Raw genomic sequence first — 25,525 nt, 5'->3', positions numbered from 1 at the left:
CTGTGCAGCACCCCGTGGTAGCCGTGGGTCCGCTCACCGGCCCGGATGGTGAGCGCGCACACGAACACGGCGATGAACCCGTAGCCCTCGATCATCTCGGTGATCCCGTAGGTGAGGAAGGTCGCGGCCAGGGCGACGAAGCCCTCGGAGTGGGAGGCCATGCGGATGCTGTCGATCGGGGAGCGGAAGAAGATCCGGCCCAGCAGCTTGCCCACCGCGAACCCGGCGAGGCAGCCGATCGCGATCCGCCAGACCACGTCCACGGCGGTGAAGTGCGGCAGCCACGCCGCGGGCGCGGTGCCCACGACGCTGAGGGCGATGGCGAGGTAGACGAAGGGGAAGGCCAGTCCGTCGTTGAGCCCGGCCTCGGAGGTGAGGCCGAAGCGGACCTCGTCCTCCCCGTCGAGGTCCTCCTGGGCCTCCGAGGGCGCTGCGACCTGGACCTCGGAGGCCAGGACCGGGTCGGTGGGGGCCAGGGCCGCGGCCACGAGCAGGGCGGCGGCCAGGCTCAGCCCCAGCACCGATAACCCCAGCAGGGTCAGCCCCACGAGGCACAGCGGCATGACGATGCCCAGCAGCCGCCAGGTGGTGGCCCACCGCGCGCGTCCCAGGGGGCGGTCCAGGGCCAGGCCCGCGCCCATCAGGGAGACGATGACGCAGATCTCGCTCAGGTGCAGGGTGATCTCGCCGTGGGCCACCGGGTCCGGACTCGGCAGGCCCTCCGCCAGGGAGAAGATCACCACTCCTGCTCCGAGGAACACCATGGGCATCGAGACGGGGGCGCGCATCAGCAACCGGGGGAGCAGCGCGGCGGCGAACACCGCCAGACCGGCGGCGGCGAAGATCAGACTCGGGGCGTCGAACACCTCAACCTCGTTCCCGCAGCGACGCAGCACTGCACCTGGGGCTACTCCTGCGGCCGCAACCGTGCTCACGGGGCCGAGGACCTCATCCTTCGCATGCGCACCACCGGAGAACACCTCCCAGCTGAGGGAGACCTTGTCGGGGAAGCGCCGTGAAGCCGCTTCGGACGTGGGCCTTCTCGTGGCGGGGACCACAGAAGTACGAGAACCTATTAAGCGAGCTGATGGTTCGATCAGTCAACTGTCATCACGAGACGCCATCAACATCGCCCTGACTGCATCGACCGAGCGGTGCACCGCCGACCCGGCCGCTGGGCAGATCGCACCGCAGGTGACCGCGACGCTCACGGAGGGCCGCACCCGCCTGGGTGTCGGCTCGTTCACCGGGGAGACCGACCTGCCGCAGCCGGTCGGCGGCCACAACGTGTCGGGGAACCACAGCTAGAACCCACCGTCACCGATCGTGCGGCATTCCCGGATGGAGCCGCCCCCTGCGCCCCGGACGAGGTAAGCGCAGGGGGCGGAACCTGGTGGTGGCTGATGGATGTCGCGGACCGCCTCAACCGGGGCTGGTGTCCGTGCCCAGGGCGGAAGGACGTGAAATTGTCGAGGGCGCTATCACCAACGCGGGCTTCTCAACTCGTACTCCGGGTTGATCCGCTGCATGTAGCCGGTGTCGTCTCTGCCGCGCAGCCCGCACTCGAGGTACTGCTGGTGCAGTTTCTCCAGCCCGTCCTGGTCCAGCTCGACGCCCAGGCCCGGGGCGGTCGGCACGGGCACTGCGCCGTCGGTGAAGCGCAGGGCTCCGGGCAGGACCACGTCCTCGTCGGGGTCCTTCCACGGCCAGTGGGTGTCGCAGGCGTAGTCGAGGTTCGGGGTGGCGGCCGCGAGGTGCACCATGGCGGCCAGGCTGATGCCGAGGTGGGAGTTGGAGTGCATGGACAGCCCCAACCCGAAGGTCTCGGTGATGCCGGCCAGGGCCTGGGAGCGGCGCAGACCGCCCCAGAAGTGGTGGTCGGACAGGATCACGTCCACCGCGCCGGCGGCGACGGCGGGGGGCACGTCGGCGAAGCTCACCACGCACATGTTGGTGGCCAGAGGCATCGACACGGCCTGGCGTACCTGTGCCATGCCTTCGATCCCGGGCGTGGGGTCCTCGAGGTACTCCAGCACCCCGTCCAGTGCGTGGCCGACCCGGATGGAGGTCTCCACGGACCAGGCGGCGTTCGGGTCGATCCGCAGCGGCAGGTCGGGGAACTCTTCGCGCAGCGCCTCCATGGCCGCGATCTCCTGGTCGGGGTGGAACACGCCGGCCTTCAGCTTCAGCGCGCTGAACCCGTACTCGTCCACCATCCGGCGGGCCTGCCGGACGACGCCGTCCGGGTCCACGGCCGCCCCCCAGGAGTCCTCGTCATGGCCGGGATGGCCGGCCCACTTGTAGAAGAGGTAGCCGCTGAAAGGCACGGACTCCCGCACCGCACCGCCGAGCAGGTCGCTGACCGGGCGGCCCAGTAGCTTGCCCTGGATGTCGAGGGCGGCGACGTCGAAGGGGGACAGCACGCGGTCGGCGGTGGAGGAGCCGGTCACCATCCCGCTCATGCCGTGCCCGCCCTGAACAGTGTCCCGGGCCAGGGCGGCTGCGACCCGCTGCCGGAGGAGGTTGATGTTGAAGACGTCGGCGCCGGTGACGGCCTCGGCTGCCACCTGCAGACGCTGCAGGTGACCCGCATCGCCGTAGGTCTCCCCGAGTCCGCTGATCCCGGCGTCGGTGTGCACCTGCACGACGGCGCGCAGGGCGTAGGGTTCGTGCACCCCTACGGCGTTGAGCAGGGGCGGGTCCGTGAAGGCCACCGGCGTGATGGTGACCCCCGAGATGGAGACCTGGCCGAGGAGTTCTTCCTGAACGATGTGCTGGGTCACGGGAGACGCTTTCTGGTGGAAGGGAGTGTGGGCGGGCCGTGCTGGGCCGCCGGATCCTGCGCCGAGCGTAGACACGGAAGGTAATACGTGTACAAGGCAAAGAAAGCACCGAGCGATCCACAAATGGCATCGACGGGCGATCTCCTCCTCGGATCAGCCGAGCAGTCCGCCCAGTCCTCGCACGATCTGCAGAGTGACATCAGCAGTGGACCGCAGCGCGGCGATGATCTCGCGCTCGTGCTCCGGGGTCAGGCGATCGAGCGGCACCGAGCAGCTGAGGGCGTCCGTGATCCCCGAGCGGATCGGCAGCGCGACGCCGAAGCAGCGCAGTCCCGGGGTGTTCTCCTCGTCGTCGATCGCGTAGCCGCGCTCCCGGGTGACGGCGAGGTCCTCCCGCAGGGCCTCCCGTGAGGTGATGGTGGTGGGGGTGAGAGGGGTGAGCACAGGGGGCAGGTGGGCCTCCAGCTCCTGGTCGTCGAAGTGCGCCAGCACGGCCTTGCCCAGAGAGGTGGAGTAAGCGGGCAGGCGCCGGCCGACCCGGTTGCGGGCCCGTTCGTAGGCGGCGGACTGGTGGGTGGCGAGGTAGACGATGTCCGTGCGATCGAGCCGACCGTAGTGCACGGTCTCCTCCAGCTGGCGGCTGACCTGGTCCACATGGGGCTGAACCACCTGGAGCAGGGGGTCCGTGTCCAGATAGGTGGTGCCGGCCAGCAGGGCCCGGATGCCGATGCTGTACAGCGAGTGGGTGGAATCGCTGCGCACCCAGCCGAGCTCGGTGAGCGTGCGCAGCAGGGCGTAGACGCTGCTGCGCGGCGCCTCCATGGCATCGCACAGCTCTCGCACGGTGACGGGTTCGTTGCCCCGGGCGGCCAGCACCTCGAGGACCTCCACGGTGCGGGCGGCAGACTTCACTCCGCGCACCCCGTTGCCCGCGGCCGCTCCTGCAGCCGCCGTCTGCTGCGCCATGTCGATGCTCCTTCGATTCGAGTCCTCGTGCCCTTGACAGTGATCTGTTCCATACACAACTATGAGCCTCATCACGAACTTCTGTCTACATATGTAGACGAACAGCTTGGCTCCGGCCAGGATCGCTTCCGCATCGCACCCGGCGCTGCCATACCTGTGGCAACCAGTGTTCCGCTCGGCCGGCCGTCTTCACCGACCGGCCCCTTCCAGCAGAGGAAAACTCCACGATGAACACCACCAAGCACGCCGTCTCCGCCGTCACCGGCCTCGGCCTCCTGTCCCTGGTCCTCACCGGCTGCGGTGGCGTCGAGACGGCCTCCGGCTCCGCCGAGTACCCGACCAAGTCGGTCAATCTCACCGCCCCCTCCAGCCCCGGCGGCAGCACCGACCTGATCTCCCGGGCCCTGGCCTCCTCCCTGGAGGAGCCGCTGGGCCAGAGTGTCGTCGTGGAGAACAAGTCCGGCGCCAACACGGCCGTGGGGACCAAAGAGGTCCTGAACTCGCAGCCGGACGGCTACAGCACCGTGCTGGCCGCCGAGTCCCTGTTCGCCGTCACCCCGCTGTTCGTCGAGGACCCCGATGCCGTGACGATGGAGGACATGACCGTCGTGGCGCCGGTGTCGCAGGAGGAGTACATCCTGGTCGTCAACAAGGACTCCGGCATCACGAAGCTCGAGGACCTGCTGAAGAAGGACAGCGTCAACTACGCCACCTCGGGGGCGGGCACGGGCGGTCAGTTCGCACAGGCGGCCCTGTTCTCCCTGGCCGGCACGAAGGCCACCGATGTGCCCTTCGACGGCGGGTCCGCCGCGGTCACCGCGGTGCTGGGCAACCATGCCGACGCCACCGCCACCCAGCTCGCCGAGGTCAAGGCCCAGATCGACGCCGGCGAGCTCGTTCCGCTGGCAGTGTTCTCGGCCGAGCGCAGCGAGTACTTCCCCGAGATCCCGACCGTCGAGGAGGCCGGCTACGACGTCGACGTCGTCCAGCGCCGCTGGATCGCCGTGCCGAAGGACACCCCCGAGGAGACCGTGTCGAAGCTGACCGAGTCGGTGGAGACCGCCAAGGACTCCCAGGAGTTCCAGGACTTCCTGGAGCAGAACCTCATCAGCGAGTGGGACGGGGAGCCGGCCGACGTGACCACCACCGTCGAGGAGGACCTGCAGACCTACACGGGCCTGGTGGAGAAGTACGACCTGACGGCGGCGGAGCAGTGAGCTCGTCCGCCGTCGCCTTCGAGGACCCCGGACCCGAGCACGAGCTCGAGTTCGAGGAGGAGGCGCCCCGGGGCGGGGTCACCACCGCCCGCCTCGGCGCCCTCGTCCCGCTGGCGCTGGGAGTGTTCGGTCTCGTGGTGTCTCTCGGGCTGGGCATCGGTTCCCCCAGCGCCCCGGGCGCCGGGCTGTGGCCCTTCGTCATCTCCCTGTGCATGATCGCCGCCGCCGGCACCGCGCTGCTGCGGGCCAAGCAGGACGATGACGTCGAGGCGTTCGACCGCGGCATTCTCACCGTGGGACTCAGCGTCGTCAGCCTCCTGGTCTACGCGGGGCTGCTGCCGCTGATCGGCTTCGAGATCCCCACGGTCCTGCTCCTGTTCTTCTGGATCAAGGTTCTCGGCAAGGAGGGCTGGCGCTCCGCCATCGTGGTGTCCCTGGTGGCCACCGTGGCGGTCTACGGGCTCTTCGTCCTGCTGCTCGCCGTGCCCATCCCTCACCTCTTCTAGGAAGCGACACCCGGAATGGATATCCTCAATGACGCCCTCGGGGGCTTCGACGTGGTGCTGCAGCCGGCCAACCTGCTGTTCTGCCTGATCGGCGTCACCCTGGGCATGCTCATCGGCGTCCTGCCGGGCCTCGGCCCGGCGGCGACGATCGCCATCCTGTTGCCCATCACCTACACGATGGAGCCCGCCAGCGCCATCATCCTGCTCGCCGGCATCTTCTACGGGGCCCAGTACGGGGGCACCATCACCTCGGTGCTCCTCCGGCTGCCGGGGGAGGCCTCGAGCGTGGTCACAGCCCTGGACGGCTATCAGATGGCCCGGCAGGGCCGCGCCGGCGCCGCCCTGGGCATCGCCGCCGTGGGGTCCTTCATCGGCGGCACCATCGCCATCGTCGGGCTGACCTTCCTGGCTCCGCTGGTGGCCTCCTTCGCCCTGGACTTCGGCCCCGCCGAGTACACGCTGCTGGCCCTGCTCGGAATCCTGCTGGTGTCCTCGCTGGGCAACGGCTCGGCCCGCAAGGCCGCGATCGCCGCCACCATCGGCCTGCTTCTGGCCACCGTGGGGCGGGACCCGGTCACGGGCGTGAGCCGGTTCACCTTCGGCTCGGACAACCTGGCCGACGGCATCGACTTCGTGATCATCGCCATGGGCCTGTTCGGGGTCGGGGAGATCCTGTACAACATGGCCACCCCGCCCTCGGCCACCTCCGGCACCCCGCGGCTCACGCGCGCTCTGCCCACCGGGGCGGACCTGAAGCAGTCCTCCGGAGCCATCACGCGCGGCTCGCTCTCCGGCTTCGTGCTCGGCGTCCTCCCCGGTGGTGGGGCGACGATCGCCTCCCTGGTGGCGTACGCGACCGAGAAGAAGTTCGCCAAGAAGCCGGAGCGCTTCGGCCGCGGCGCCATCGAGGGCGTGGCCGGGCCGGAGACCGCGAACAACGCGGCCGCCACCAGCTCCTTCATTCCGCTGCTGACCCTGGGCATCCCGGCCAACGGCACGATGGCCATCATGTTCGGGGCCCTGCTGCTGCAGGGCATCACCCCGGGGCCAGGGCTGATCACCGACCATCCGGACGTGTTCTGGGGCGTGATCAACTCGATGTACATCGGCAACCTCTTCCTGTTGCTGCTCTCGATCCCGCTGATCGGCATCTTCGTGCGGCTGCTGTCGGTGAAGGCCACCATCCTCAACCCGCTGACCGTGCTGATCACCATGATCGGCGTCTACACCGTGCGCAACAGCGTCTTCGACATGTTCCTGGTCATCGGCTTCGGTGTCGTCGGATACCTGATGAAGAAGACCGGCTTTCCGCCCGGACCCCTGGTGCTGGCCTTCGTGCTGGGGGGACTGCTGGAGACCTCCTTCCGCCAGGCCATCCGCCTGTCCGAGGGCAGCCTGTCGATCTTCGTCGCCAGCCCGATCGCCGTCACCCTCGTCGTCGCCATCGGCCTCGCCCTCGCCGCGGCCCCGGTCATGGCGTGGATGCTCAAGCGCCAGCAGGCCAGGACCGATGACACCCTGCACACCCACGCGCAGGCATACCAGGACTGACCGCACGTGGTCCCCGCCCCTTCCCACACCGAACGGAAACAGACGACATGAGCATCCTCCTCGGGTACGTCCCCAACGAACGCGGCGAAGCCGCCTACGCCAAGGCCTTGTCCCTGGCCGCCGAGCTCGGCCAGGATCTGGTCATCATGAACAGCAGCGGCCGCCACTCCCACATCGATCCCCACCTAGCCGCGGAGTCGGATCTGGAGGCCCTGGTGGCCCGCGCCCGCGAGGCCGGCGTGAGCGCCCGCACGGAGCGCAGCGCCGGCGCGGACGGGGCCGACGCCCTGATCGAGGCCTCCCACACCGCCGACGCGGACATGGTCGTCATCGGCATCCGCAAGCGCTCCCAGGTGGGCAAGCTGCTGTTGGGCAGCGATGCTCAGCGCATCCTGCTGGAAGCGAGCTGTCCCGTCCTGGCGGTGAAGGCCTAACCGGCAGGCGCGAGGCGAGAGTCCGGCGAGGCGGTGCTGCGTCGGGCGGGCAGGGCGCGGCGTCGGACGGACGGATTCGATGCTGAAATGAGTTGTCCGTCGCCACCCCACCACCCGGAGGGCATCATGTTCACCCTGGACCAGGCCCGCAGCTTCATCGCCGTGGCCGAGGAGCTGCACTTCGGCCGTGCCGCCGAACGGCTCAACATGACCCAGCCGCCGCTGAGCCGCCAGATCCAGAAGCTGGAGAAGACCCTCGGCGTGGAGCTGCTGGAACGGGACAACCGCCGGGTCGTCCTGACCGCCGCCGGAACCGCCTTCCTCGCCGAGGCCCGCCGGCTGGTCGTGGCCGCTGAACGAGCTCCGGTGACGGCCCAGCGGATCGCGGCCGGCCGCGCCGGCATGGTGCGCATCGGCTTCACCGCCGCCTCCGGCTTCAGCGTCCTCAGCCCGCTGCTCAGCGAGATCGGCCAGGCGTTGCCGAACGTGGACGTGGACCTGCAGGAAATGGTCACCGACGAGCAGGTGCAGGCACTGCTGGCCGGAGAGCTGGACCTCGGGCTGGCGCGGCCGCCCTTCGACCGCAACGTCTTCGAGTCCCGCCTGCTGCTGGCCGAGCCGCTCTGCCTGGCCACCCCGTCGGACCACGCGCTGGCGTCCCTGGAACGACCCGTCACACCGGCGGACCTCAAGGGCGTGCCGCTGATCATGCACTCCCCGACCACAGCCCGATACTTCTACGACCTGGCCGTGCGCACGGTCGAGATCGACCACCGCAACGTCGTCCACACCGTCGGCCAGATCGTCACGATGGTGGCCCTGGTCGCCGCCGGCCGGGGCGCGGCGTTCGTCCCTGCATCGGCCCGGCTGCTCGGTATCACCGGCGTGTCCTATCTGCCCCTGGAAGGCCACGCGCCGAACGTCGTGCAACTGCATGCCATCTGGGTGCGGGGAGCGAGGAATCCCGCATTGCAGCGGTTCTTGGAGGAAGTGCCGTTGCTCTCCCCCTGAGGAGAGCTCACAAGGTCTCACCTCCATTCAATACTCTCAGTGCATCGATCCATCCACAAAAAGGCTTAGACAGTCATCGTCAAGCTTTCTAGGCTTTTCATCAGACACTTGCCGCGACACCGCACCGCGGCTCCGAGACAAAGGACATCGACCATGGCCCACCGCACCCCACGAGAACTGGCCGACCAGCTGAAGGACGGCCTGCTGTCCTTTCCCGTGACCGCGTTCGACGCCGACCTGCTCTTCGACGAGCACACCTACCGCCAGCACCTGGCCTGGCAGGCCTCCTACCCGGTGGCCGGGCTCTTCGCCGCCGGCGGCACCGGGGAGGGCTTCTCCCTCACGCCCGAGGAGACCGCCACCGTGGTGGCCGCGGCCGTGGACGAGGTCGGGGACACCGTCCCGGTGCTCGCCCCGGCCGCCGGCAACACCGCCCAGGCCATCCGCAACGCCACCGACGCGGCCGCCGCCGGGGCCGAGGGCCTGCTGCTGCTGCCGCCCTACCTCACCGAGGCCGACCAGGACGGGCTGCTCGCCCACGCCTCGGCGGTGTGCGCGGCCACCGATCTGGGCGTGATCGTCTACAACCGGGCCAACGCCGTCTACTCCGCCCAGACCGTCGCCGCCCTGGCCGAGCGCCACGAGAACTTCATCGGGTTCAAGGACGGCATCGGCGACATCGAGCACCTCACCAAGGTCTACGCCGCCAACGGCGACCGGCTGTTCTACCTCGGCGGGCTGCCCACCGCCGAGACCTTCGCCCTGCCGCTGCTGCAGCTGGGCATGTCCACCTACTCCTCGGCCATGTACAACTTCGTCCCGGAGTTCGCCCTGGCCTTCTACCGCGACGTGCGGGCCCAGGACCGGGCGGCGGTGACCGAGAAGCTCAACCGGTTCGTGCTGCCCTACCTGGAGATCCGCGACCGGGCCAAGGGCTACGGGGTGTCGATCATCAAGGGCGGGCTCAAGGCCGTGGGCCGCGACGCCGGCGGGGTGCGCCCCCCGCTGCAGGACCTCACCGAGACCGACCTCGCCGACCTCACCGCCCTCATCGAGGCGCTCCCTGCCGGCACCTCGGCGGACGCCCTGCAGCGGGCCTGACCCGCCGCCGTCCGGCGGGAACCGCATTCACAGACCGCATCCACAGACCGCATCCACAGACCGCATCCACAGACCGCATCCACAGTCAGCGAAGGAAGCCCATGTCCGTGAGCACCCAGACCACCGCCCTCTCCGGGCACTCCATCATCGCCGGCCGTCAGGTCGTCGGCACCAACGGCATCACCCGCGGCATCGACCCGGCCACCAACGCCGAGCTCGAGCCCGAGTACTCGCTGGTCAGCGAGGACCAGCTCGCCGAGGCCACCGCGGCCGCCGAGGAGGCCGTCGCGTCCTTCAGCGCCCTCGACCCCGAGGCCCACGCAGTCTTCCTGGAGACGATCGCCGCCAACATCGAGGTCGTCGGCCCGGAGCTGGTCGAGCGTGCCTCGACCGAGACCGGGTTGCCGGTGCCGCGCCTGCAGGGCGAGCTGGCCCGCACCACCGGGCAGCTGCGGCTGTTCGCGTCCGTCGTGCGCCAGGGGGACCACCGCGGCGTGCGCATCGAGCCGGCCCTGCCGGAGCGGGCCCCGCTGCCGCGCCCGGACCTGCGCCAGCGCAAGGTGCCCCTCGGCCCGGTGGCCGTCTTCGGCGCCAGCAACTTCCCCTTCGCCTTCTCCACCGCCGGCGGGGACACCGCCTCGGCGCTGGCCGCCGGCTGCCCGGTGGTCTTCAAGGCGCACAACGCCCACCCTGGCACCGGAGAGCTCGTCGGCCGCGCCATCACCGACGCCGTGGCCGAGTGCGGACTGCACCCCGGCGTGTTCTCCCTGGTCTACGGCCCCGGCGCGAGCATCGGCCAGGCCCTGGTCAAGGACCCGGCGATCAAGGCCGTGGGATTCACCGGCTCCCGCGGTGCCGGCACGTCACTGATGGCCACGGCCGCCGCCCGCCCGGAACCCATCCCGGTGTACGCGGAGATGAGCTCCATCAATCCGGTCTTCCTCTTCGACTCCGCGCTGCGCGGTGACGCCGACGAGTTCGCCCGCGCCTACGTCACCTCCCTGACCGGCTCCTCCGGGCAGCTGTGCACCAACCCGGGATTGCTGTTCGTCCCCGCCGGAGCGGCCGGGGACGCCTTCCTCGCGGCCGTGGACCGGGCGCTGGCCGGCGCCGAGGGCGCGACCATGCTCACCCCCGGCATCGCCCGCTCCTGCCAGGAGGGCATCGACGCCCTGGCCGCCCAGGACGGCGTCGAGGTCGTGGCCCGCGGCAGGGAGGGCGCCACGGCCAACGCCCCGGCGCCGGTGGTCTTCGGCGCGCAGGTCCCCACCTTCCTGGCCAACCCCGTGCTGCAGGAGGAGATCTTCGGTGCATCCTCCCTGGTGATCCGCTACGGCTCCGCCGAGGAGCTGGTGACGGCGGCGGCCCGGATGGAGGGTCAGCTCACCGCGAGCCTGTTCCTCTCGGAGGAGGACGTCGACACCGCTGCCCCGCTGCTGCCGGTGCTCGAGCGCAAGGTCGGGCGGATCCTCGCCAACGGCTGGCCGACCGGCGTGGACGTCGGGGACGCCATGGTCCACGGCGGCCCGTTCCCGGCGACCTCCGACGCCCGGACCACCTCCGTGGGCACGCTGGCGATCGAGCGGTTCCTGCGCCCGGTGGCCTACCAGAACATCCCCGACGCCCTGCTGCCCGCCCCGGTGCAGGCCGCCAACCCCTGGCACCTCAACCGGCGCGTCGACGGACGCATCCAGCTGGCCGCCACCGAAGGAGACCAGGCATGAGCGCCCAGCCGACCATCGCCCGGGTGGAGGTCGTGCCGGTCGCCGGGCACGACTCCATGCTGCTGAACCTCTCCGGCGCTCACGGCCCCTTCTTCACCCGCAACGTCGTGATCGTGACGGACTCGGACGGGCGGACCGGCCTGGGCGAGGTGCCCGGCGGGGAGAAGATCCGCGCCACCCTCGAGGAGGCCGGAACTCTGATCACCGGGGAGCCGGTGGCCCTGTTCCGCAGCCTGCTGCGCCGGATCGCCACCGTCTTCGCCGACCGCGACGCCGGCGGCCGGGGGCTGCAGACCTTCGACCTGCGCACCACCGTGCACGCGGTGACGGGCATCGAGTCCGCGCTGCTGGACCTGCACGGGCAGTTCCTGGGCGTTCCGGTGGCGGAGCTGCTCGGGGACGGCCGGCAGCGGGACGCCGTGCCGATGCTGGGATACCTGTTCTTCGTGGGCGACCCGGACAGCACGGACCTGCCCTACCTGCGCGAGCCGGACGGAGCAGACGCCTGGGAGCGGGTGCGCCGGGAGGCGGCGATGACCCCGGAGGCCGTGGTCCGCCTGGCCGAGGCCTCGACGGAGCGCTACGGCTTCAAGGACTTCAAGCTCAAGGGCGGCGTCCAGGCCGGGGACGTGGAGGTCGACGCCGTCACCGCGATCAAGGAGCGCTTCCCCGAGGCACGGGTGACCCTGGACCCCAACGGCGGCTGGCTCCTGGAGGAGGCGGTGCGGCTGGGCCGGCGGATGCAGGGCGTCGTCGCCTACGCGGAGGACCCGTGCGGGGCCGAGGGCCGCTTCTCGGGCCGCGAGGTGATGGCGGAGTTCCGGCGGGCCACGGGGCTGCGGACGGCCACGAACATGATCGCCACCGACTGGCGCGAGATGTCCCACGCGGTGCGCAGCAACGCCGTGGACATCCCCCTGGCCGACCCGCACTTCTGGACGATGGCCGGCTCCGTGCGGGTGGCGCAGCTGTGCCACGAGTTCGGCCTGACGTGGGGCTCCCACTCCAACAACCACTTCGACATCTCGCTGGCCATGTTCACCCACGTGGGCGCGGCGGCCCCCGGTGAGATCACCGCGCTGGACACCCACTGGATCTGGCAGGACGGCCAGGGCCTCACCCAGGAGCCGCTGCGCATCCGCGACGGCGCGATCCAGGTACCCGCCGCCGCCGGCCTGGGCGTGGAGCTGGACCGAAATCGACTGGCAGAGGCCCACGAGCTCTACCTCGAGCACGGCCTGGGTGCCCGCGACGACGCCGCGGCCATGCAGTACCTGATCGAGGGCTGGAGCTTCGACCCCAAGCGGCCCTGCCTGGTCCGGTGAGCCGGAGGGCGAGAACAGGATGACGGGGGTGCTGCTGGGCTTCGGCGTGGTCGCCGTGATCGCGCTGCTCGGCTTCGCCACCTCCGCGCTGCTGCCCGGTGAGGCCCGCGCCATGCGCGCGGGCCTCACCCCGGTCATCTACTACCTCACCAACCCGGCGCTGATGCTGGTGCTCGTCGCCGGCACCGACCTCGGGGCCGTGCTCGGGGTCTACACCCCGATCGCCCTCGCCACCGCAGCGGTGGCGGGGGTGGTGTTCGCGCTGATCAGCGGCCTGCTGCTGCGGCGCGGCGCTGCCCGCACCGCCGTGGGCGCCATGGCTTCCTCCTACGTCAACGCCGGGAACATCGGGCTGCCCATCGCCCTCTACGCGGTGGGCAGCACCGCCCCCGTGGTCTCGGTGCTGCTGGCCCAGCTGCTGGTCATAGCACCGATCTACCTGGTGCTCTTCTCCCTGGCCACCCGTCCCACCCGGCGATCCGGGCCAGGGGCGGCGACGGCGACCCGGACGGCAGCGTCGGAGCGGCAGAGGCCGTCGACCCCGGGCACGATCGTGCGGTCGGTGGCCAACCCCGTGAGCATCGGCACCGCCGCCGGCGCGCTGCTGTCGGCCACCGGGCTCCGGCTGCCCGAGGTGCTCTGGATCCCGCTGGAGATGCTGGGTGAGTCCTCCGTGCCCCTGCTGCTGCTGCTGTTCGGGATGAGCCTGCACGGCCAGCGCCCCTTCCGCCACCGCGCCCTGATGCCGGACGTGGTCACCGGGACGCTCATCAAGCTGACGCTGATGCCGGCGGTGGCGTGGCTCGTCGGCCACCTCGGCTTCGGACTCGCCGGCACGGAGCTGTTGGGCGTCGTCGTCATGGCCGCCCTTCCCACGGCCCAGAACGTCTTCCTCTTCTCCTCCCAGTTCCGCATGCCGGCCAACGCGGCGCGGGACATCATCTTCCTCAGCTCCTTGCTGTCGTTTCCTGTGATTCTGCTGATCAGCCTGCTTCTGCACTGAACTCCTGCGTGCAGATGCTTCCAGGGGTCGGTCACTCGCCGATGGGGGCGATCGGACACCGAGGCGGACAGGACCATCGGCAGGACCAGGGGCACGCTCCTGCCGCCCGCAGGACAACCGGCAGGGCCTCTTGCGCGCCATGCCGGTGCCACAAGGGGACTGCCGTGCCGACAGGTCACAGACGCAGATCCATGACGTTCGGCCACTGGAGGACGGTCGGTCCCCTGCTGGTCGTCCTGGGCGTGACCCTCGTCTTCCTGGTCGCCGGCCTGGCGGCCGCCCGGCAGGCCCATCGGGGCCCATTGCGCTGACAGCGCAGGAACAACCTGCTGCCCGCTACCGGAGGGTGCGACAGGAAGCCGCCGGGGCCTGTCCTTCACCCCGCAGGTGGGGCACGAGAGGACTGTCACCGTGCTTCCCGCCGCGGTCAGGCGTCGAAGTGGGTGCTGGCCGGGCCCCTCCCCACGGTGGCGACCAGCTCGGCGGCCAGGTCGCGCAGCTTCACGTTGCGGTGGCTGGAGGCGGCCCGGAGGATCTCGACGGCCTTCTCCTGGGAGCAGCGGTTCTGGCCCATGATGATGCCCACGGCCAGGTCGATGGTGGTCCGGGACGCCATGGCCGTTCTCAGGTCCGTCTCGGTGTCGCGGTGGCGGGCCATGCGCACGGCCAGGCGCAGTGTGGTGGACGCCGCGGCCACCTGTCCCTGGACCACCTCGAGGACGGCCTCGTCGAAGGCCCCCGGGCGGTCGGCGTAGACGTCCAGACCCGCTGCGGCCTCCCCGGCCAGCTCGAAGGGCACGCCCAGAGCCGAGAGGATCCCGGCCTCGGCGGCGGCGCTCCCGTAGGCGGGCCACCGCGGGTCGGTGCGGGTGTCGGACACGTAGACCGTCCGGTGCTCCCGGGCCGCGGTCAGGCACGGGCCGTCGCCGTAGTGGAACTGGATCTCGTCCAAAGCCTCGGCCTGCGGGCTGGAGGAGGCCACGGTGGTGGACCGCTTCGGGCGCAGCAGGGTGACCGCGCACCACACCTGCTCCCCGTCGCTGGACAGGGCCTCGGCGATGGAGGCGGTGAAGGCGTCGAGGAAGCCGGTGATGTCCTCGCTCTCGAGCAGCAGCTCCTGCAGCAGTGCCAGGGGCGAGCTGCCCGTCGGGTGATCGGTCATGGTCTGCCTTTCGTCCGGGGTCGGCGCGATGCCCAGGCTGCCCGGTCCGGGCCCGGTGGGCGCCGCCCAGCGCCTAGATCCGGGGGTCGTTGCGGTCCATCTCGTCGCAGTCCTGGACCGGAGCGCTCCCGTGATCGGCGGGCACGGTCCCGGCGGGGGTCGTGGGGCCGTCGGTCAGGTCCGCGGCGTAGGGCGCCCGGGGCGGGGCCAGGTCGACGAGGATCTCGTTGGCGGCCTGGGCCAGCAGGTCCCGCTGCAGCCGCGGCAGGGCCAGGGAGTGGTGCAGGTAGGCGTCGAGCTCGAACTCGGACACCTCTCCGCCGATGCTGAAGTAGTACAGCCACAACCGCCCCCGGTCGATGCCGGCGGCGAGCATGGTGGCCCGCAAGCAGCTGGCCTGCTCGTGGACGACTGCCTCGTCGTCGGCACCCCTCGGCGTGGTCATCGACGGACTCCCTCCTGATGGTCCTCGTGGTGGTGCTAGGCGGTTTCCAGCAGGTCGGTGGCGACCTCGGCCACCCGCCGGCCCTGGGCCCGTGCGGTCTCCAGCAGTGCGGTCCGGGCCGCCTCGGGACGCAGATGGTCCCGGGCCATGAGCACCCCGGTGGCCAGGCCGACGGTCTCCCGGGTGGCCAGGGCCGTTCTCAGCGCCGCGTTCAGCCGCGTGGGGGTCTCCACCGGTTGGGCGGCCCCGAGCAGGGTGGCCGCCGCCTCGGCGAACAGCCCCAGCAGGCGTTCTTCGTCCGGCCCGAACGCTGCCGGGGTGGTGGCGTAGACCTTCAACGCCCCCAGGGCCTGGCCCCGGTGGACCAGAGGGGTGCTGAGTACCGAGCGGATCCCGGCGGCGGACGCGGCAGCCTCCCACGCCGCCCACCGGGTCTCGGTGGTCGTGTCGGCGATGCGCTGGGGCTCCTGCGTGGCCCAGGCGCTCAGGCACGGGCCCGCCCCGAGCTCGTACTGGGCGGCGTCGGCGGCCTCTACGGCCGGGTCGGTGGCGGCGGTGGAGATCCGGGTGCCGGCCTCGTCCAGCAGGGACACCCCGGCCCCGGCCGCGGCCGGGACCATCTGCCGGGCCGCGTGGGCCAGCCGGGACACCGCGGTGGTGGCGTCGTCCTGGCTCAGGAGCATGCCGTGCAACTGGGCGAAGACGGTGGCCAGCTCGCCCGATGATGGATCAGGGGTCATGGGAACAGCCGTTCGGCAGGGGTGGCCGGGCTGGCGCGATGGCCGCTGCCGACTCCGTCAGCGAAGAAAGTGCCCCGTGTCGACGCCCTCTTGATGATCAGTCTACTGTTCCTGTCTCGGGGCCGGTGGTGAGCAGTCCGCAGAACGCGGTCTCGCACGACACACCCGGGGCTGCGAGTCGGCGCCACCGGGCCGGTCCTTGGGCCAGGCGTCGAAGCGACCCGAGAAGGGCAGCTCGATGCGGGGCGGGAGGTCGATGATCCTCGCGCAGGAGGACCTCGACATCAGCTGCCGGTGGGGGAGACTGGGGGGATGAGCACGACGTCCCAGGACGCCAGCGATCTCCCCGGGGAAGCGTCTGGTACTTCGGGGGCCAAGGATCTGGCCGGGCAGCTGGGCGAGCTGGCCCGGAGTCTGCAGGCCGAGCAGGACTTCGAGGCCACCTTGGCCACCATGGTCCATGCCGCTCTGGATCTGGTCCCGGGAGCGGGGCACGCCTCGATCTCGGTGGCCCGGGCCCGGCGCACGATCGAGTGCCACGCACCCTCCTCGCCGCTGCCGGCAACCGTGGACCGGCTCCAGGAGGAGCACCGGGAGGGCCCGTGCCTGGACGCGGCCTATGCGGAGAAGGTGGTGCGCGTCCCGGACTTCGGCGACGAGCGCCGGTGGCCGTCCTTCGCCCCGGCCGCCCTGGGGGCCGGGGCCCGATCGATGCTGTGCTTCCAGCTCTACACCAGCGGCGAAGAGCTCGGGGCGCTGAACATCTACGGGACCGGCCCGGAGGTGTTCACCGCCGAATCGGAGGAGGTCGGGCTGCTGGCGGCCACCCACGCGGCGGTGGCCTTCGCCGATGCCCAGCGCATCCAGCACCTCTACGAGGCCCTGGCCACCCGGGATCTGATCGGCCAGGCCAAGGGCGTGCTGATGGAGCGGTACAAGATCACCGCCCAGCAGGCCTTCCTCCTGCTCACCACCGCCAGCTCCAGGACGAACCTCAAGCTGCGGGACGTGGCCGAGCAGCTGACCACCACCGGCACTCTGCCCACCACCAACAGGTAAGGCCCGCCCCGCCCCCGGGCGCCGGCGAGCACCACCGCACCGAGACACTCGGGCGGGACTGCAGGACTGCCGCCGGATTCGGGCGAGGCAGCATGGGGGCCTCCACCGCCGCACCTGCGGCCGGCCGCTGCCAGCAGGGCGAGGTCGCACGACGGTGTGCCTGATGGACGGGGTGCTGGTCAGCGCAGGGTAAGTGTGCTTAGGGTAGGGGAACGGTTGAGAAGCGGCCGCACGTCTTCTGTGGGGAAGCAGGTGCTGTCATGGAGCCGAAAATCGCTGTTGTCGTGCAGGTCGACCTGGACGGACGGCAGGTGCGGATCGCGGCCACCGGTGCGGTGACCAAGGTCAATCAGCGGGGTCTGTGCCCGGTGATCGGCCGCGCTCGCCGGCTGGTGCCGGGCATCCGGGTGGTGGTGGACCTGCGCAGGGCCGAGTCCGTGGAGCCGGCGGCGATGGATCTTCTACGCTGGTCGGCCGAGCACGAGGCCCCGGGCGCGGGGGCGCACGAGGTGGAGTTCCTGCTGGCCGACCCCGGAACCGCCCCGGCGACCTCGGCAACGGGCCCCCTGCGACCAGTGACCCGGTCCGCGCCGCCCTCGGCACCCCGGGTCGGGGTCGCGGCATGAGCTCGGTGGTGGCCGGACCGCACGGTGCGGCCCCGGCGGTGTCGGCTCATGGATGAGCCCCGCCCGACGGCACTGGCGCTGCCGGGGGACGCGTTGACCCCCGGGCGCATGGTGGAGATCTGGGACGAGGAAGTGTTCTGCTACCACGCCCGGGTGGAGGAATACATCGGGCACCTGTCGGTGGTGTGGGTGCGCGAAACCGGGCTGGGACACCGCCGGCTCGTCCTGGCCCAACAGTGCCGCCGCCCCTGAGGAAACCCGCCCCCAGCACGTCGGCTACCAGGCGTGGCCGTACTGACCTGCATCCGGCCACCAGTCCGAGGCGATGCTGCTGGGCATCTTCCAGGTCTCCTGGCTGCACAACATCGTCCACCTGCTCTACGGTGTGGCCGGGCTGGCCCTGACCCGCTCCGCCGCCGGGGCCCGCAGCTTCCTGCTGTGGGGTGGGCTGGTCTATCTGGTCCTGTGGATCTACGGCCTGCTCGTGGGCCCGGAGTCGCCGGCGAACGTCGTGCCGGTGAACACCGCCGACGACTGGCTGCACCTGGTGTTGGGCGTGACCATGGTGGGCCTGTCCTTCCTGCGCCGGGACACCCACGACCGCAGCGCCACGCGCAACACCACCGGCCGGCCTACTGACCATCAGCTCCTGGCAGGGGAGCGCGACAGCGGTGATCAGTCCGCCGTCTCGACATCGACCGGCCTCACCGCACCGTCATCGGGACGACCCCCGGCTCTGCCCGTCCGTTCCGTGTCCTGCGGGGCGGGCGGGCACCTCCCGCTGCCGCGCAGCCGCCGTCGTTCTGGCAGGGACGACGGGCTCAGCCTTCGCAGTCCGTGCGGTACGTCGGACCGTCCTTCTGCCGAGCCGGCTGGGAGCGGTGGCGGACCAGGAAGCAGGAGGCGCAGATGAACTCGTCGGCCTGCCGATGCACCAGGGCCGGTGAACTCCTCGTGCGAGAGGCCGGCGCCGGGAAGATTCAGGCCCTCGGCGGTGTCGGCGTCCTCGAGATCGACCGACGGCGCCTGGGCCGCCGTGATCCTGCCCGCTCCCGGGTCCCTCTTCTCGCGGACCGGCTCCTACTGCCGGGGCGATCGGGGAGTGATGAGCTCGTCCTCGGCCTCGAGTTCCTCCTGGCTGCGGTGCTCGGCGTCGTAGAGACCCGGATCCTGGACGTCGAGCTGACGCATGATCACGTCGAGCTTCAGGTGCACGGTCGCGCTGTCGTGCGTCGTCGGGCTCAGGCCATGAGGGGCTCCGGCGCATCCGGCGCGGTGGTGGGGGCACGGTGGGTGACGTCGATGGCGGCCGCCACGACGTCGCGCAGGTCGTGGCGGGCCGCGTAGGCCTCGCGCTGATGCCGGGCACCGGTGCCGCGGCGCAGGATGTCGGTGAGCACGGCTTCGACCGTGGTCTCCTCGTCGTGTTCGGCCAGTACGGGGCGGAGGAACCCCAGCAGCGCGGCGATGACGTCCCCGGCCGGTGCCGGGGCTCCGGTGGCCGGGTCGATGAGCTGCCCCTCGACCCCGGTGCGGCTGGCCTGCCAGCTCCACACGCGCAGCAGCGAGGCCGGCACCTCCGGGGCGGGGGTTCCGGCGGTCCAGACGCGGGAGGCGGTCTCGACCAGGGCGCGCACCAGGGCGGCGATCACCGCGGCCCGCTCCGGGTACAGGCACACGTCGGCCACCCGCACCTCCACGGTCGGGCGGCGCTCCGACAGGCGGGCGTCGAAGTAGAGCATTCCGGCGTCCACCGGCACGCCGGTGCCCAGCAGCGCGGTCCGGTGGCGGTCGTAGCCGGCCGGTGAGCCGAAGGCGTCGGTGGGGCCGGCCGTGGGCCACCGGGACCAGGCCTGGTAGCGGTAGGAGGCGTAGCCGGTGTCGACCCCGCTCCAGAACGGGGAGTTGGTGCTCAGTGCCAGCAGGGTCGGCAGCCAGGGGCGGATGCGGTCCAGCACCGCCACGCCCTCCTCCCGGGAGTCGATGCCGACGTGGACGTGGAAACCACAGGTGAGCTGCTCCTCTGCGGTGAGGCCGAACTGCTCCCGGATCCTGCGGTAGCGCGGGTCGGGCACCAGGTGCGGGGTCGTCTCCTGCGGGGCCGTGGGCAGAGCGACCACGCGCCCGCCCACGCGGGCGGCGACCGCGTCGGCCAGGGCCCGGCCGGCTCGGATGGCCGCCAACTGCCCGGCCAGCGTGGTCTGCGGCGGAGAGACGACCTTGATCTGCTCCTGCTGCAGCTCCGCGGTCACCTCGTGCTCGGAGTCCGCCCCCTGACCCTGCAGGGTCGCGGCCCACTCCCCGGCCGGCAGCGGCTCGAGGGTCTCGCCGTCCACCAGCAGCAGCTCTTCCTCCACGCCGAACGTGCGCACCCGAACACCGTGTCCTTCCGTCGTCCTGCTTCTGGCTCTCTCTGCGCCCGGGCCGGCCGCGCCGCCTGATGGCGGAGTCCGCGATGGCGCCGACGGGGTCCCGTCCGGCTCGGCCATGACCGCGGGGGTTCCCCGGACCGGCCGCAGGTCGATGCCGGGTCCGGGGTGGCGGGCGCCCTGGGAGGACGGGTTCACGCAGCCGCTCCCCAAGGTTCGAGCCGGCCGCGGCGGTGCAGCGCCAGGGGCGGAGACGTCGCCGTGGAGAGGACCCGCACGGTCGTTCCGTCCAGGTCGCTCTGGACGGTCACGGGAAGTTCGTGGTGCACAACAGCCGCTTTCTGCGCAGACGGGGTCGCGGCCGGCTGCTGGACCACAGGTGGACCATACTCGATCCCCTCATCACCAGCCAGTCGGCTGATGATCTCCCGGAGCAGCACCTGCAGCCCGTCCGTACGTGTCAGGACATCTCGTGGAGGCAGGCCCTGGACCGTGGTTAGGCTGACCCCATGCGGAGGCACCCGTCGGCGCGAACCGATCCCTGGCCGGCCGGCCCCATGGTGCCGCGGCCGTGGCTGATGGAGCAGTCGTGGTCCGAGGCCGTGATCCTGCACTGGCGCCTCCCCGTCCGGGTCGCCGCCGACCACATGCCTCCGGGGACGGTGCCGGAGGTCTTCGACGGGTCCAGCTGGGTGGGACTGATCGGGTTCCGGATGAGCAGGACACGCCTGGGAACGGTCCTGCCGCTGCCCTACCTGGGCTCCTTCACGGAAGTGAACGTGCGCCTGTACTCCCGCGCGGACGACGGCTCCCGGGGGATCGTGTTCCTGTCCCTGGACGCGCCCCGGCTGCCCGTGGTCCTGGCCGCCCGCGCGGCCGGCATCCCCTACGTGTGGTCACGGTGCCGGCCCACCGGCGCGGGCCGGCCGGCACCGGTCTGCGGGTACGAGGTCGCCCGCCGCGGCCGGCAGCCGGGTACCCGCTTCGCCGTCCGCCCCGACCTCGCCACCCAGGCCGACGACGAGCTCTCGCTGCAGCTCACCGCCCGGTACGGGGCGCACATCGGCGTCGCCGGGACCACGTTCTTCCTGCCCGTCTCCCACCGTCCGTGGCCGCTGCACCCGGCCGAACTGCTCCACCTCGAGGACGGGCTGCTGGACGCGGCCGGCCTGGCGGTGGCGGGCCCGCCGGAGTCGGTGCTGTTCTCCCCGGGCGTGCGGGTCGTGTTCGGCCGGCCCTGGAGCGTTCCGGCCGGACGGTCGTGAGTGGCGGCGTGGGCGCCGCCCACGCCTCGCCGGCCACGGCCGGCCAGACCCTCAGTACCGCCCGCACCCTCTCGGACCTGCGGCCGGTGCTCGTCGGGTTCCTCTCCTGTGAGTTCTCGACCAGGCCGTCGCCGGAGGGTGACATCTGACTCAGCAGGCTTACTATGTCAGGCAAGGGCCGTCCGTGGAGGCCCACCACCACGGCGGGAACGCCCGGGCGGTGTCCGCACCCCTCCCGGCGCCGAGACCCTCGCCCCGGCAGTCCCGGACCGGGCACGTCCTGAAAGGTTGTCATGACGCGATCCATCGCCGACCAGACCGTTGCCGAGCTCGGCGGGCGGCTGAGCGTGCTGACCCGGCAGCAGAAGGACCACATCGAGCTCGACCGGCTGCTGCGAGAGCTGGACGGGGCCGATGCCGCCGGCCAGGGACAGGTGCTGCTGCGGATCTACCGCCTGGTCTTCCCGCACGCCTTCGCCGAGGAGTCCGTGCTGTGGCCGGTGATGCGCCGGATCCTGCCCGACGGGCACGAGCTGACGCTGCAGGTGGAGCAGGAGCACCAGGAGGTCAACGAGCTCGTCACCGCTCTCGAGCGACTGGACGCCGAGGACCCGCAGCGGCAGACGGTGCTGGCCCGGCTGGTCGAGGTGCTGCGGGAGGACGTGCGCGACGAGGAGGACGAGCTGCTGCCCAGGCTGCAGCAGCTGCTGGGTCCGGGGCAGCTGCGCGGGCTGGGCCTGGCCTGGGAAGTGCTCCGCCGCACCGCCCCCACCCGCGCCCACCCCGTCGTGGCCCGGCGCCCGCCCGGCAACGTGATCGCGGCCCTGCCGCTGTCGGTGCTCGACCGGTTGCGGGACCTCGTGGACGCAGCGGTGCTCCGCGGGCCCGGACGCGGCGCACCGGTCCTGCGCTCGGTGAGCAGCGGCCTGGGCGCCGTCGCCCACCGGATCGAACGCGTGCCCGTGATGCGCCGGGGCGAGGACCCCTCCACCGGTCGAGCGGACGTCTGATCGTCTTCCGCAGCCGGACGCCGGTTCGCGGCGCATCGCCGTCGACGGTGATGCCTCGGGGCCCCACCGATCCCGCGGGCGGTCCGGCCCGCGACGAGGGAGCCCCGGAGGGGTCGCCTCAGGGGGCGGCGGTGACCGGCGCGGTGCTGGTGCGGGTGACGAGCTGAGCGGGGAGCACGACATGCTCGCCGCCCACCGGTGTGTCGGTCGCGGCGGCTTCCAGCCGGCGCACGGTGAGGTCCACGGCGGTGCCGGCCAGCAGGCGCGGGTCCTGGGCCAGGGTGGTGAGGTCGATGTAGGGCAGGGACGCCTGCTCGGAGTCGTCGAAGCCGACCACCGACAGGTTCCCGGGAACGCTTCGGCCGAGGACCCGGGCCTGGCTGATCACCCCGACGGCGCAGCGGTCGTTGAAGGCGAGCACGGCGGTCGGCGGGGAGTCCTGGGCCAGCAGCCTGCTGACAGCGGCGGCGCCCTCGGCCTCCGAGGCGCCGCCGCGCTCGATCAGCATCTGCTCGCCCAGGCCGGCGGCGGCCATGGTGTCCTGGTAGCCCGTCCGGCGTCTCGCCCCGCCGGCCTCGCGGTCGGCGTCGATGTAGACGATCCGCCGGTGCCCGAGCGCGACCAGGTGTTCCACGGCCAGGGCCGCGCCGCGGTAGTCGTCGGTCGCCACACTGTCGAAGGCCTGGGTGTCGAAGGCCCGGGTGACCGAGACGACCGGCAGGCTCGCACTGAGGTCCTCGAGACGGGCCTGGGGCAGGGCGCTGCCGAGCAGGACCAGGGCCTCGCAGCGGTCGCGCAGCAGGGCCTCCACCGCGGCGTCCTCCGCCCGGTGCGGGGTGACGGCGGAGAGCACCACGTCATAGCCCCGCTCCTGGGCGGCGGTGTGCAGCCCGTCGAGGATCTCCCCGTGGAACGGCTGGACCGGCTCGAAGGCGATGCCGAGCAGACGGGAGCGGCCCTGGCGCAGCAGGCGGGCGCGTTCGTCGCGGCGGTAGCCCAGCTCGGCGGCCACGGCCAGCACGTGGGCCCGGGTCTCCTCGCTGGCTCCGGGGGCGTCGCGGAAGACGATCGAGACCAGCGGCTGGGACACCCCGGCCACCCGGGCGACGTCGCGCATGGTGACGCGGCGCGGGGACGGGCGGCCGGGGGAATCCGGGCGATCCGCGGTCATGCAGAGGTGAGGGTGAAGGCGTCCCGGAAACGGCGCAGCGCCACCTCGGGGTCAGTGGCGGCGAAGGCCTCCATCGCGATCACTCCTTCGTATCCTGACCCGGCCAGGGCGGCGGCCACCCTGGGGTAGTGGATCTCCCCGGTGCCCGGCTCGCAGCGCCCGGGCACATCGGCCACCTGCACCTCCCCAATATACGGAAGGGCGCGGGCGCACAGCTCCACCAGGTTCCCCTCCCCGATCTGGGCGTGGTACAGGTCCAGGTTCAGCCGCAGGTGCGGGCTGTCCACCGCCGCGACCAGGGCCAGGGTGTCCTCGGCCCGGGCGAAGGGCACCCCGGGGTGGTCGACGGCGGTGTTGAGGTTCTCCAGTGTGAAGACCCGCCCGTGGCGTTCCCCGAGGGCCGCCAGCCGCTCCAGGGTGCGGGCGGCGGCCAGCCAGTCGGCCCCGGTCACGACCTGCTGCGGGACCACGGGCAGTCCGTGGGGGTCGAGGCCGGTGCCGTGGACGTTGAGCCGGGGGCAGTCGATGACCGCCGCCGCGGCCAGGGAGTCCTCGGCGGTGCGCAGCAGCTCCGCGGCCCCGTCCGGGTCGACCAGGCTGCCGCGCACGTAGCCGGTCATCGACCCGAACCGGGCCCCGGTGGCGGCCAGCGCGGGCAGGTCCTTGGTGGTCCAGTCCCAGATCTCCACCTCGAACCCGGCCTCGTGCAGCCGGGTCACCCGCTGGGCGAACGGCAGGTCGCCGTAGAGCATCTCGGCGTTGGCCGCCAGGGTGAACCCGCTCACCGGGCCGCCCCCACGGCGTCCAGCGCGTCCAGCGTGACGGGGGCGCCGGTGCGGCAGGACTCGATGCAGCCCAGGGCGATCCGCAGCGCGTCCCGGGCCGCGCCCACCCCCGGGCCCGGTGCGCGGTGCCCGAGGGCGGTGTCGGTGAAGGCCTGCAGCTCACCGGTGTAGGCGCCGCGCATCGACTGGGTGTCCGCGCGCACCGTGTCGATGCCGATGCCCTCGGACCCGTAGTAGCGCATGCTCGAGGCCGCCAGGTCCCCGGCGGTGACCATGCCGGCCGAGCCGAAGGCCTCCGCCCGGGTGTCGTAGCCGTAGGCCGCCGAGAAGCTGGCCTCGGCGGTGGCGATCGCGCCGTTGTCGTAGCGGATGGTGACCACGGCGGTGTCCAGCAGCCCGGCGTCCCGGAAGTCCGGGGCCACCAGGGCATCGGCGGCGGCGTGGACCTGCACGGCCCGGGCGCCGGGGTTGAGGAAGTTCAGGGTGTCGAAGTCGTGGATCAGGGTCTCCAGGAAGATCGTCCACGGCGCCACCGCCGCCGGGTTGGCCAGCCCCGGGTCCCGGGTGGTCGAGCGCAGCAGCTGCGGGGTGCCGATCCGCCCGGCCTCGATCGCCGCGCGGGCCTGCGGGAATCCGTCGGCGAAGCGGCGGTTGAACCCGATCCGGAACAGCACCCCGTTCGCCTCCACGGCGCGGTGAACCCGGTCGATCTCCTCCAGGGTCATCCCGGCCGGCTTCTCGCAGAAGATCGCCTTGCCCGCGGCGGCGACCTGCTCCACCAGCCCCGCGTGGAAACGGGCCGGCGCGGTGATCACCACCGCCTCCACCGCCGGGTCGGCCAGCATCCGGGCCGGATCGGTGTAGGCGGCCGGCACGTGCAGCGCCTTGGCCAGGCGCGCCGCAGCACCCTCCACCGGATCGGCGATCGCGACCAGCCGGGCGTTGGGCACGGTGCGGGTGATCAGTTCGGCGTGGCTGGAACCGATCCGGCCGGCGCCGATCAGGCCGATGTTCAAGGTACGGGGCTCGGACACAGGATTCTCCTTCGAGTCAGGGGGTGGAACGCGGCAGGGGATGCCCAGGACCTGTGTTTCAACATGTCCTGACAAACCCTTGGCAGAAAGACTAGTACGTATTAGTGTGATCGCCAACACAACTGTTCCAGGGCCTTCTCGGCAGCGCGGTCAGGCGCCGGGGCCCGGGCGGAAGAGGAGACCTCTCATGACTGCAGCGCGTGTTTCCGGCCCACACCGCCGCCGGCGGGCGTCCTGG

The 25,525-nt window shown here is 71.7% G+C and carries 25 protein-coding genes and 2 pseudogenes; 15 read left to right on the top strand and 12 right to left on the bottom strand.

The features are described 5' to 3' along the window. From GMA12_RS16140 to GMA12_RS16130, 3 genes are all read right to left on the bottom strand, one after another. Positions 1 to 866 (bottom strand): cation:proton antiporter domain-containing protein (locus GMA12_RS16140; protein ID WP_162459964.1); only part of this gene is annotated, 866 nt, incomplete at its 3' end. 615 nt (positions 867 to 1,481) lie between these two features. Beyond that, on the bottom strand, positions 1,482 to 2,783 hold the full coding sequence (locus GMA12_RS16135) for a glucarate dehydratase family protein (RefSeq protein WP_370831863.1): 1,302 nt from the start codon (positions 2,781 to 2,783) through the stop codon (positions 1,482 to 1,484). Between the two features lie 153 nt (positions 2,784 to 2,936). After that, positions 2,937 to 3,749, bottom strand: coding sequence for an IclR family transcriptional regulator (locus tag GMA12_RS16130; RefSeq protein ID WP_156270527.1), 813 nt, complete (start codon positions 3,747 to 3,749; stop codon positions 2,937 to 2,939). 227 nt (positions 3,750 to 3,976) lie between these two features. Between GMA12_RS16130 and GMA12_RS16125 the strand changes: the two genes are divergently transcribed. The 9 genes from GMA12_RS16125 to GMA12_RS16085 all read left to right on the top strand — a co-directional run bounded on the left by GMA12_RS16125 (position 3,977) and on the right by GMA12_RS16085 (position 13,621). Next, a complete protein-coding gene (locus GMA12_RS16125; protein WP_156270526.1) occupies positions 3,977 to 4,966 on the top strand; it encodes a tripartite tricarboxylate transporter substrate binding protein in 990 nt (329 codons plus the stop codon). Continuing rightward, positions 4,963 to 5,472 carry a tripartite tricarboxylate transporter TctB family protein gene (locus tag GMA12_RS16120; protein WP_156270525.1) on the top strand — a complete coding sequence of 170 codons (510 nt, stop codon included), beginning with the start codon at positions 4,963 to 4,965 and terminating at the stop codon, positions 5,470 to 5,472. The genes GMA12_RS16125 and GMA12_RS16120 overlap by 4 nt, the downstream gene beginning before the upstream one ends. A 15-nt stretch (positions 5,473 to 5,487) precedes the next feature. Next, complete coding sequence (locus GMA12_RS16115) at positions 5,488 to 7,023, top strand: tripartite tricarboxylate transporter permease (RefSeq protein WP_156270524.1); 1,536 nt, start codon at positions 5,488 to 5,490, stop codon at positions 7,021 to 7,023. 47 nt (positions 7,024 to 7,070) lie between these two features. Beyond that, complete coding sequence (locus GMA12_RS16110) at positions 7,071 to 7,457, top strand: universal stress protein (RefSeq protein WP_156270523.1); 387 nt, start codon at positions 7,071 to 7,073, stop codon at positions 7,455 to 7,457. A 126-nt stretch (positions 7,458 to 7,583) separates the two neighbouring features. Next, positions 7,584 to 8,468 carry a LysR family transcriptional regulator gene (locus tag GMA12_RS16105; protein ID WP_156270522.1) on the top strand — a complete coding sequence of 295 codons (885 nt, stop codon included), beginning with the start codon at positions 7,584 to 7,586 and terminating at the stop codon, positions 8,466 to 8,468. A gap of 153 nt (positions 8,469 to 8,621) precedes the next feature. Beyond that, positions 8,622 to 9,569 carry a 5-dehydro-4-deoxyglucarate dehydratase gene (kdgD, locus tag GMA12_RS16100; RefSeq protein WP_156270521.1) on the top strand — a complete coding sequence of 316 codons (948 nt, stop codon included), beginning with the start codon at positions 8,622 to 8,624 and terminating at the stop codon, positions 9,567 to 9,569. A 101-nt stretch (positions 9,570 to 9,670) separates the two neighbouring features. Beyond that, positions 9,671 to 11,293: an aldehyde dehydrogenase (NADP(+)) gene (locus GMA12_RS16095; RefSeq protein WP_156270520.1), complete on the top strand. Its 1,623-nt coding sequence runs from the start codon at positions 9,671 to 9,673 to the stop codon at positions 11,291 to 11,293. Next, positions 11,290 to 12,618: an enolase C-terminal domain-like protein gene (locus GMA12_RS16090; protein ID WP_156270519.1), complete on the top strand. Its 1,329-nt coding sequence runs from the start codon at positions 11,290 to 11,292 to the stop codon at positions 12,616 to 12,618. The genes GMA12_RS16095 and GMA12_RS16090 overlap by 4 nt, the downstream gene beginning before the upstream one ends. Positions 12,619 to 12,637: 19 nt before the next feature. After that, complete coding sequence (locus tag GMA12_RS16085) at positions 12,638 to 13,621, top strand: AEC family transporter (RefSeq protein ID WP_156270518.1); 984 nt, start codon at positions 12,638 to 12,640, stop codon at positions 13,619 to 13,621. Between the two features lie 427 nt (positions 13,622 to 14,048). Here GMA12_RS16085 and GMA12_RS16080 read toward each other — a convergent pair whose 3' ends face one another. From GMA12_RS16080 to GMA12_RS16070, 3 genes are all read right to left on the bottom strand, one after another. Beyond that, positions 14,049 to 14,783: a GAF and ANTAR domain-containing protein gene (locus GMA12_RS16080; protein WP_156270517.1), complete on the bottom strand. Its 735-nt coding sequence runs from the start codon at positions 14,781 to 14,783 to the stop codon at positions 14,049 to 14,051. A gap of 73 nt (positions 14,784 to 14,856) precedes the next feature. Continuing rightward, the gene (locus GMA12_RS16075; protein ID WP_206064718.1) at positions 14,857 to 15,228 is read right to left on the bottom strand and encodes a hypothetical protein; all 372 of its coding nucleotides are present in this window, start codon (positions 15,226 to 15,228) and stop codon (positions 14,857 to 14,859) included. A gap of 35 nt (positions 15,229 to 15,263) precedes the next feature. Continuing rightward, positions 15,264 to 15,968, bottom strand: coding sequence for a GAF and ANTAR domain-containing protein (locus GMA12_RS16070; protein WP_156270516.1), 705 nt, complete (start codon positions 15,966 to 15,968; stop codon positions 15,264 to 15,266). A gap of 312 nt (positions 15,969 to 16,280) precedes the next feature. Between GMA12_RS16070 and GMA12_RS16065 the strand changes: the two genes are divergently transcribed. The 4 genes and pseudogenes from GMA12_RS16065 to GMA12_RS19065 form a co-directional block, all read left to right on the top strand. Then, positions 16,281 to 17,027, top strand: coding sequence for a GAF and ANTAR domain-containing protein (locus GMA12_RS16065; RefSeq protein WP_156270515.1), 747 nt, complete (start codon positions 16,281 to 16,283; stop codon positions 17,025 to 17,027). Positions 17,028 to 17,287: 260 nt separating this feature from the next. Further along, entirely contained in the window at positions 17,288 to 17,653 is a 366-nt protein-coding gene (locus GMA12_RS16060) for a hypothetical protein (protein WP_156270514.1), read from the top strand. Positions 17,654 to 17,701: 48 nt separating this feature from the next. Continuing rightward, a complete protein-coding gene (locus GMA12_RS16055) occupies positions 17,702 to 17,905 on the top strand; it encodes a hypothetical protein (RefSeq protein ID WP_156270513.1) in 204 nt (67 codons plus the stop codon). A 52-nt stretch (positions 17,906 to 17,957) separates the two neighbouring features. Continuing rightward, positions 17,958 to 18,269, top strand: a pseudogene (locus GMA12_RS19065) (DUF4383 domain-containing protein); the annotation flags it as partial. A gap of 205 nt (positions 18,270 to 18,474) precedes the next feature. Here the strand turns inward: GMA12_RS19065 and GMA12_RS19630 are convergent. From GMA12_RS19630 to GMA12_RS16040, 3 genes and pseudogenes are all read right to left on the bottom strand, one after another. Beyond that, positions 18,475 to 18,576: pseudogene (locus GMA12_RS19630) on the bottom strand (DUF4193 family protein); the annotation flags it as partial. 157 nt (positions 18,577 to 18,733) lie between these two features. Next, the gene (locus tag GMA12_RS19360) at positions 18,734 to 18,868 is read right to left on the bottom strand and encodes a hypothetical protein (protein WP_276607432.1); all 135 of its coding nucleotides are present in this window, start codon (positions 18,866 to 18,868) and stop codon (positions 18,734 to 18,736) included. A gap of 26 nt (positions 18,869 to 18,894) precedes the next feature. Beyond that, on the bottom strand, positions 18,895 to 20,025 hold the full coding sequence (locus GMA12_RS16040; protein WP_162459963.1) for a glutamate--cysteine ligase 2: 1,131 nt from the start codon (positions 20,023 to 20,025) through the stop codon (positions 18,895 to 18,897). 506 nt (positions 20,026 to 20,531) lie between these two features. On the opposite strand from GMA12_RS16040, the gene GMA12_RS16035 reads away from it, so the two are divergent. Together GMA12_RS16035 and GMA12_RS16030 are read left to right on the top strand one after the other, a co-directional pair. Then, positions 20,532 to 21,287, top strand: coding sequence for a YqjF family protein (locus tag GMA12_RS16035; protein WP_240898903.1), 756 nt, complete (start codon positions 20,532 to 20,534; stop codon positions 21,285 to 21,287). Between the two features lie 293 nt (positions 21,288 to 21,580). Then, entirely contained in the window at positions 21,581 to 22,297 is a 717-nt protein-coding gene (locus GMA12_RS16030) for a hemerythrin domain-containing protein (protein ID WP_156270511.1), read from the top strand. A 118-nt stretch (positions 22,298 to 22,415) separates the two neighbouring features. On the opposite strand, the gene GMA12_RS16025 is transcribed toward GMA12_RS16030, so the two are convergent. From GMA12_RS16025 to GMA12_RS16015, 3 genes are read right to left on the bottom strand one after another with little or no spacing between them, the layout of a single operon-like run. Next, on the bottom strand, positions 22,416 to 23,468 hold the full coding sequence (locus GMA12_RS16025; protein WP_156270510.1) for a LacI family DNA-binding transcriptional regulator: 1,053 nt from the start codon (positions 23,466 to 23,468) through the stop codon (positions 22,416 to 22,418). Next, positions 23,465 to 24,253 (bottom strand): TIM barrel protein, encoded by a 789-nt coding sequence (locus GMA12_RS16020; protein ID WP_162459962.1) that lies wholly within the window; start codon positions 24,251 to 24,253, stop codon positions 23,465 to 23,467. Before GMA12_RS16020 ends, GMA12_RS16025 begins: the two co-directional genes overlap by 4 nt. After that, entirely contained in the window at positions 24,250 to 25,287 is a 1,038-nt protein-coding gene (locus GMA12_RS16015; protein WP_162459961.1) for a Gfo/Idh/MocA family oxidoreductase, read from the bottom strand. The genes GMA12_RS16020 and GMA12_RS16015 overlap by 4 nt, the downstream gene beginning before the upstream one ends. Positions 25,288 to 25,525: the final 238 nt, after the last annotated feature.

Source organism: Kocuria sediminis (assembly GCF_009735315.1).
In the GTDB taxonomy this organism is placed as follows: Bacteria; Actinomycetota; Actinomycetes; order Actinomycetales; family Micrococcaceae; genus Kocuria; species Kocuria turfanensis.
This window is presented reverse-complemented; position numbering and strand designations above follow the sequence as displayed.

Excerpts from the sequence above, each read along its gene's own strand:
- kdgD (WP_156270521.1), top strand. The coding sequence starts at position 8,622 with ATGGCCCACCGCACCCCACGAGAACTGGCCGACCAGCTGAAGGACGGC.
- GMA12_RS16095 (WP_156270520.1), top strand. The coding sequence starts at position 9,671 with ATGTCCGTGAGCACCCAGACCACCGCCCTCTCCGGGCACTCCATCATC.
- GMA12_RS16055 (WP_156270513.1), top strand. The coding sequence starts at position 17,702 with ATGGATGAGCCCCGCCCGACGGCACTGGCGCTGCCGGGGGACGCGTTG.
- GMA12_RS16085 (WP_156270518.1), top strand. The coding sequence starts at position 12,638 with ATGACGGGGGTGCTGCTGGGCTTCGGCGTGGTCGCCGTGATCGCGCTG.
- GMA12_RS16130 (WP_156270527.1), bottom strand. The coding sequence starts at position 3,749 with ATGGCGCAGCAGACGGCGGCTGCAGGAGCGGCCGCGGGCAACGGGGTG.
- GMA12_RS16110 (WP_156270523.1), top strand. The coding sequence starts at position 7,071 with ATGAGCATCCTCCTCGGGTACGTCCCCAACGAACGCGGCGAAGCCGCC.
- GMA12_RS16035 (WP_240898903.1), top strand. The coding sequence starts at position 20,532 with ATGCGGAGGCACCCGTCGGCGCGAACCGATCCCTGGCCGGCCGGCCCC.
- GMA12_RS16090 (WP_156270519.1), top strand. The coding sequence starts at position 11,290 with ATGAGCGCCCAGCCGACCATCGCCCGGGTGGAGGTCGTGCCGGTCGCC.
- GMA12_RS16030 (WP_156270511.1), top strand. The coding sequence starts at position 21,581 with ATGACGCGATCCATCGCCGACCAGACCGTTGCCGAGCTCGGCGGGCGG.
- GMA12_RS16060 (WP_156270514.1), top strand. The coding sequence starts at position 17,288 with ATGGAGCCGAAAATCGCTGTTGTCGTGCAGGTCGACCTGGACGGACGG.
- GMA12_RS16025 (WP_156270510.1), bottom strand. The coding sequence starts at position 23,468 with ATGACCGCGGATCGCCCGGATTCCCCCGGCCGCCCGTCCCCGCGCCGC.
- GMA12_RS16125 (WP_156270526.1), top strand. The coding sequence starts at position 3,977 with ATGAACACCACCAAGCACGCCGTCTCCGCCGTCACCGGCCTCGGCCTC.
- GMA12_RS16075 (WP_206064718.1), bottom strand. The coding sequence starts at position 15,228 with ATGACCACGCCGAGGGGTGCCGACGACGAGGCAGTCGTCCACGAGCAG.
- GMA12_RS16080 (WP_156270517.1), bottom strand. The coding sequence starts at position 14,783 with ATGACCGATCACCCGACGGGCAGCTCGCCCCTGGCACTGCTGCAGGAG.
- GMA12_RS16070 (WP_156270516.1), bottom strand. The coding sequence starts at position 15,968 with ATGACCCCTGATCCATCATCGGGCGAGCTGGCCACCGTCTTCGCCCAG.
- GMA12_RS16115 (WP_156270524.1), top strand. The coding sequence starts at position 5,488 with ATGGATATCCTCAATGACGCCCTCGGGGGCTTCGACGTGGTGCTGCAG.
- GMA12_RS16065 (WP_156270515.1), top strand. The coding sequence starts at position 16,281 with ATGAGCACGACGTCCCAGGACGCCAGCGATCTCCCCGGGGAAGCGTCT.
- GMA12_RS16105 (WP_156270522.1), top strand. The coding sequence starts at position 7,584 with ATGTTCACCCTGGACCAGGCCCGCAGCTTCATCGCCGTGGCCGAGGAG.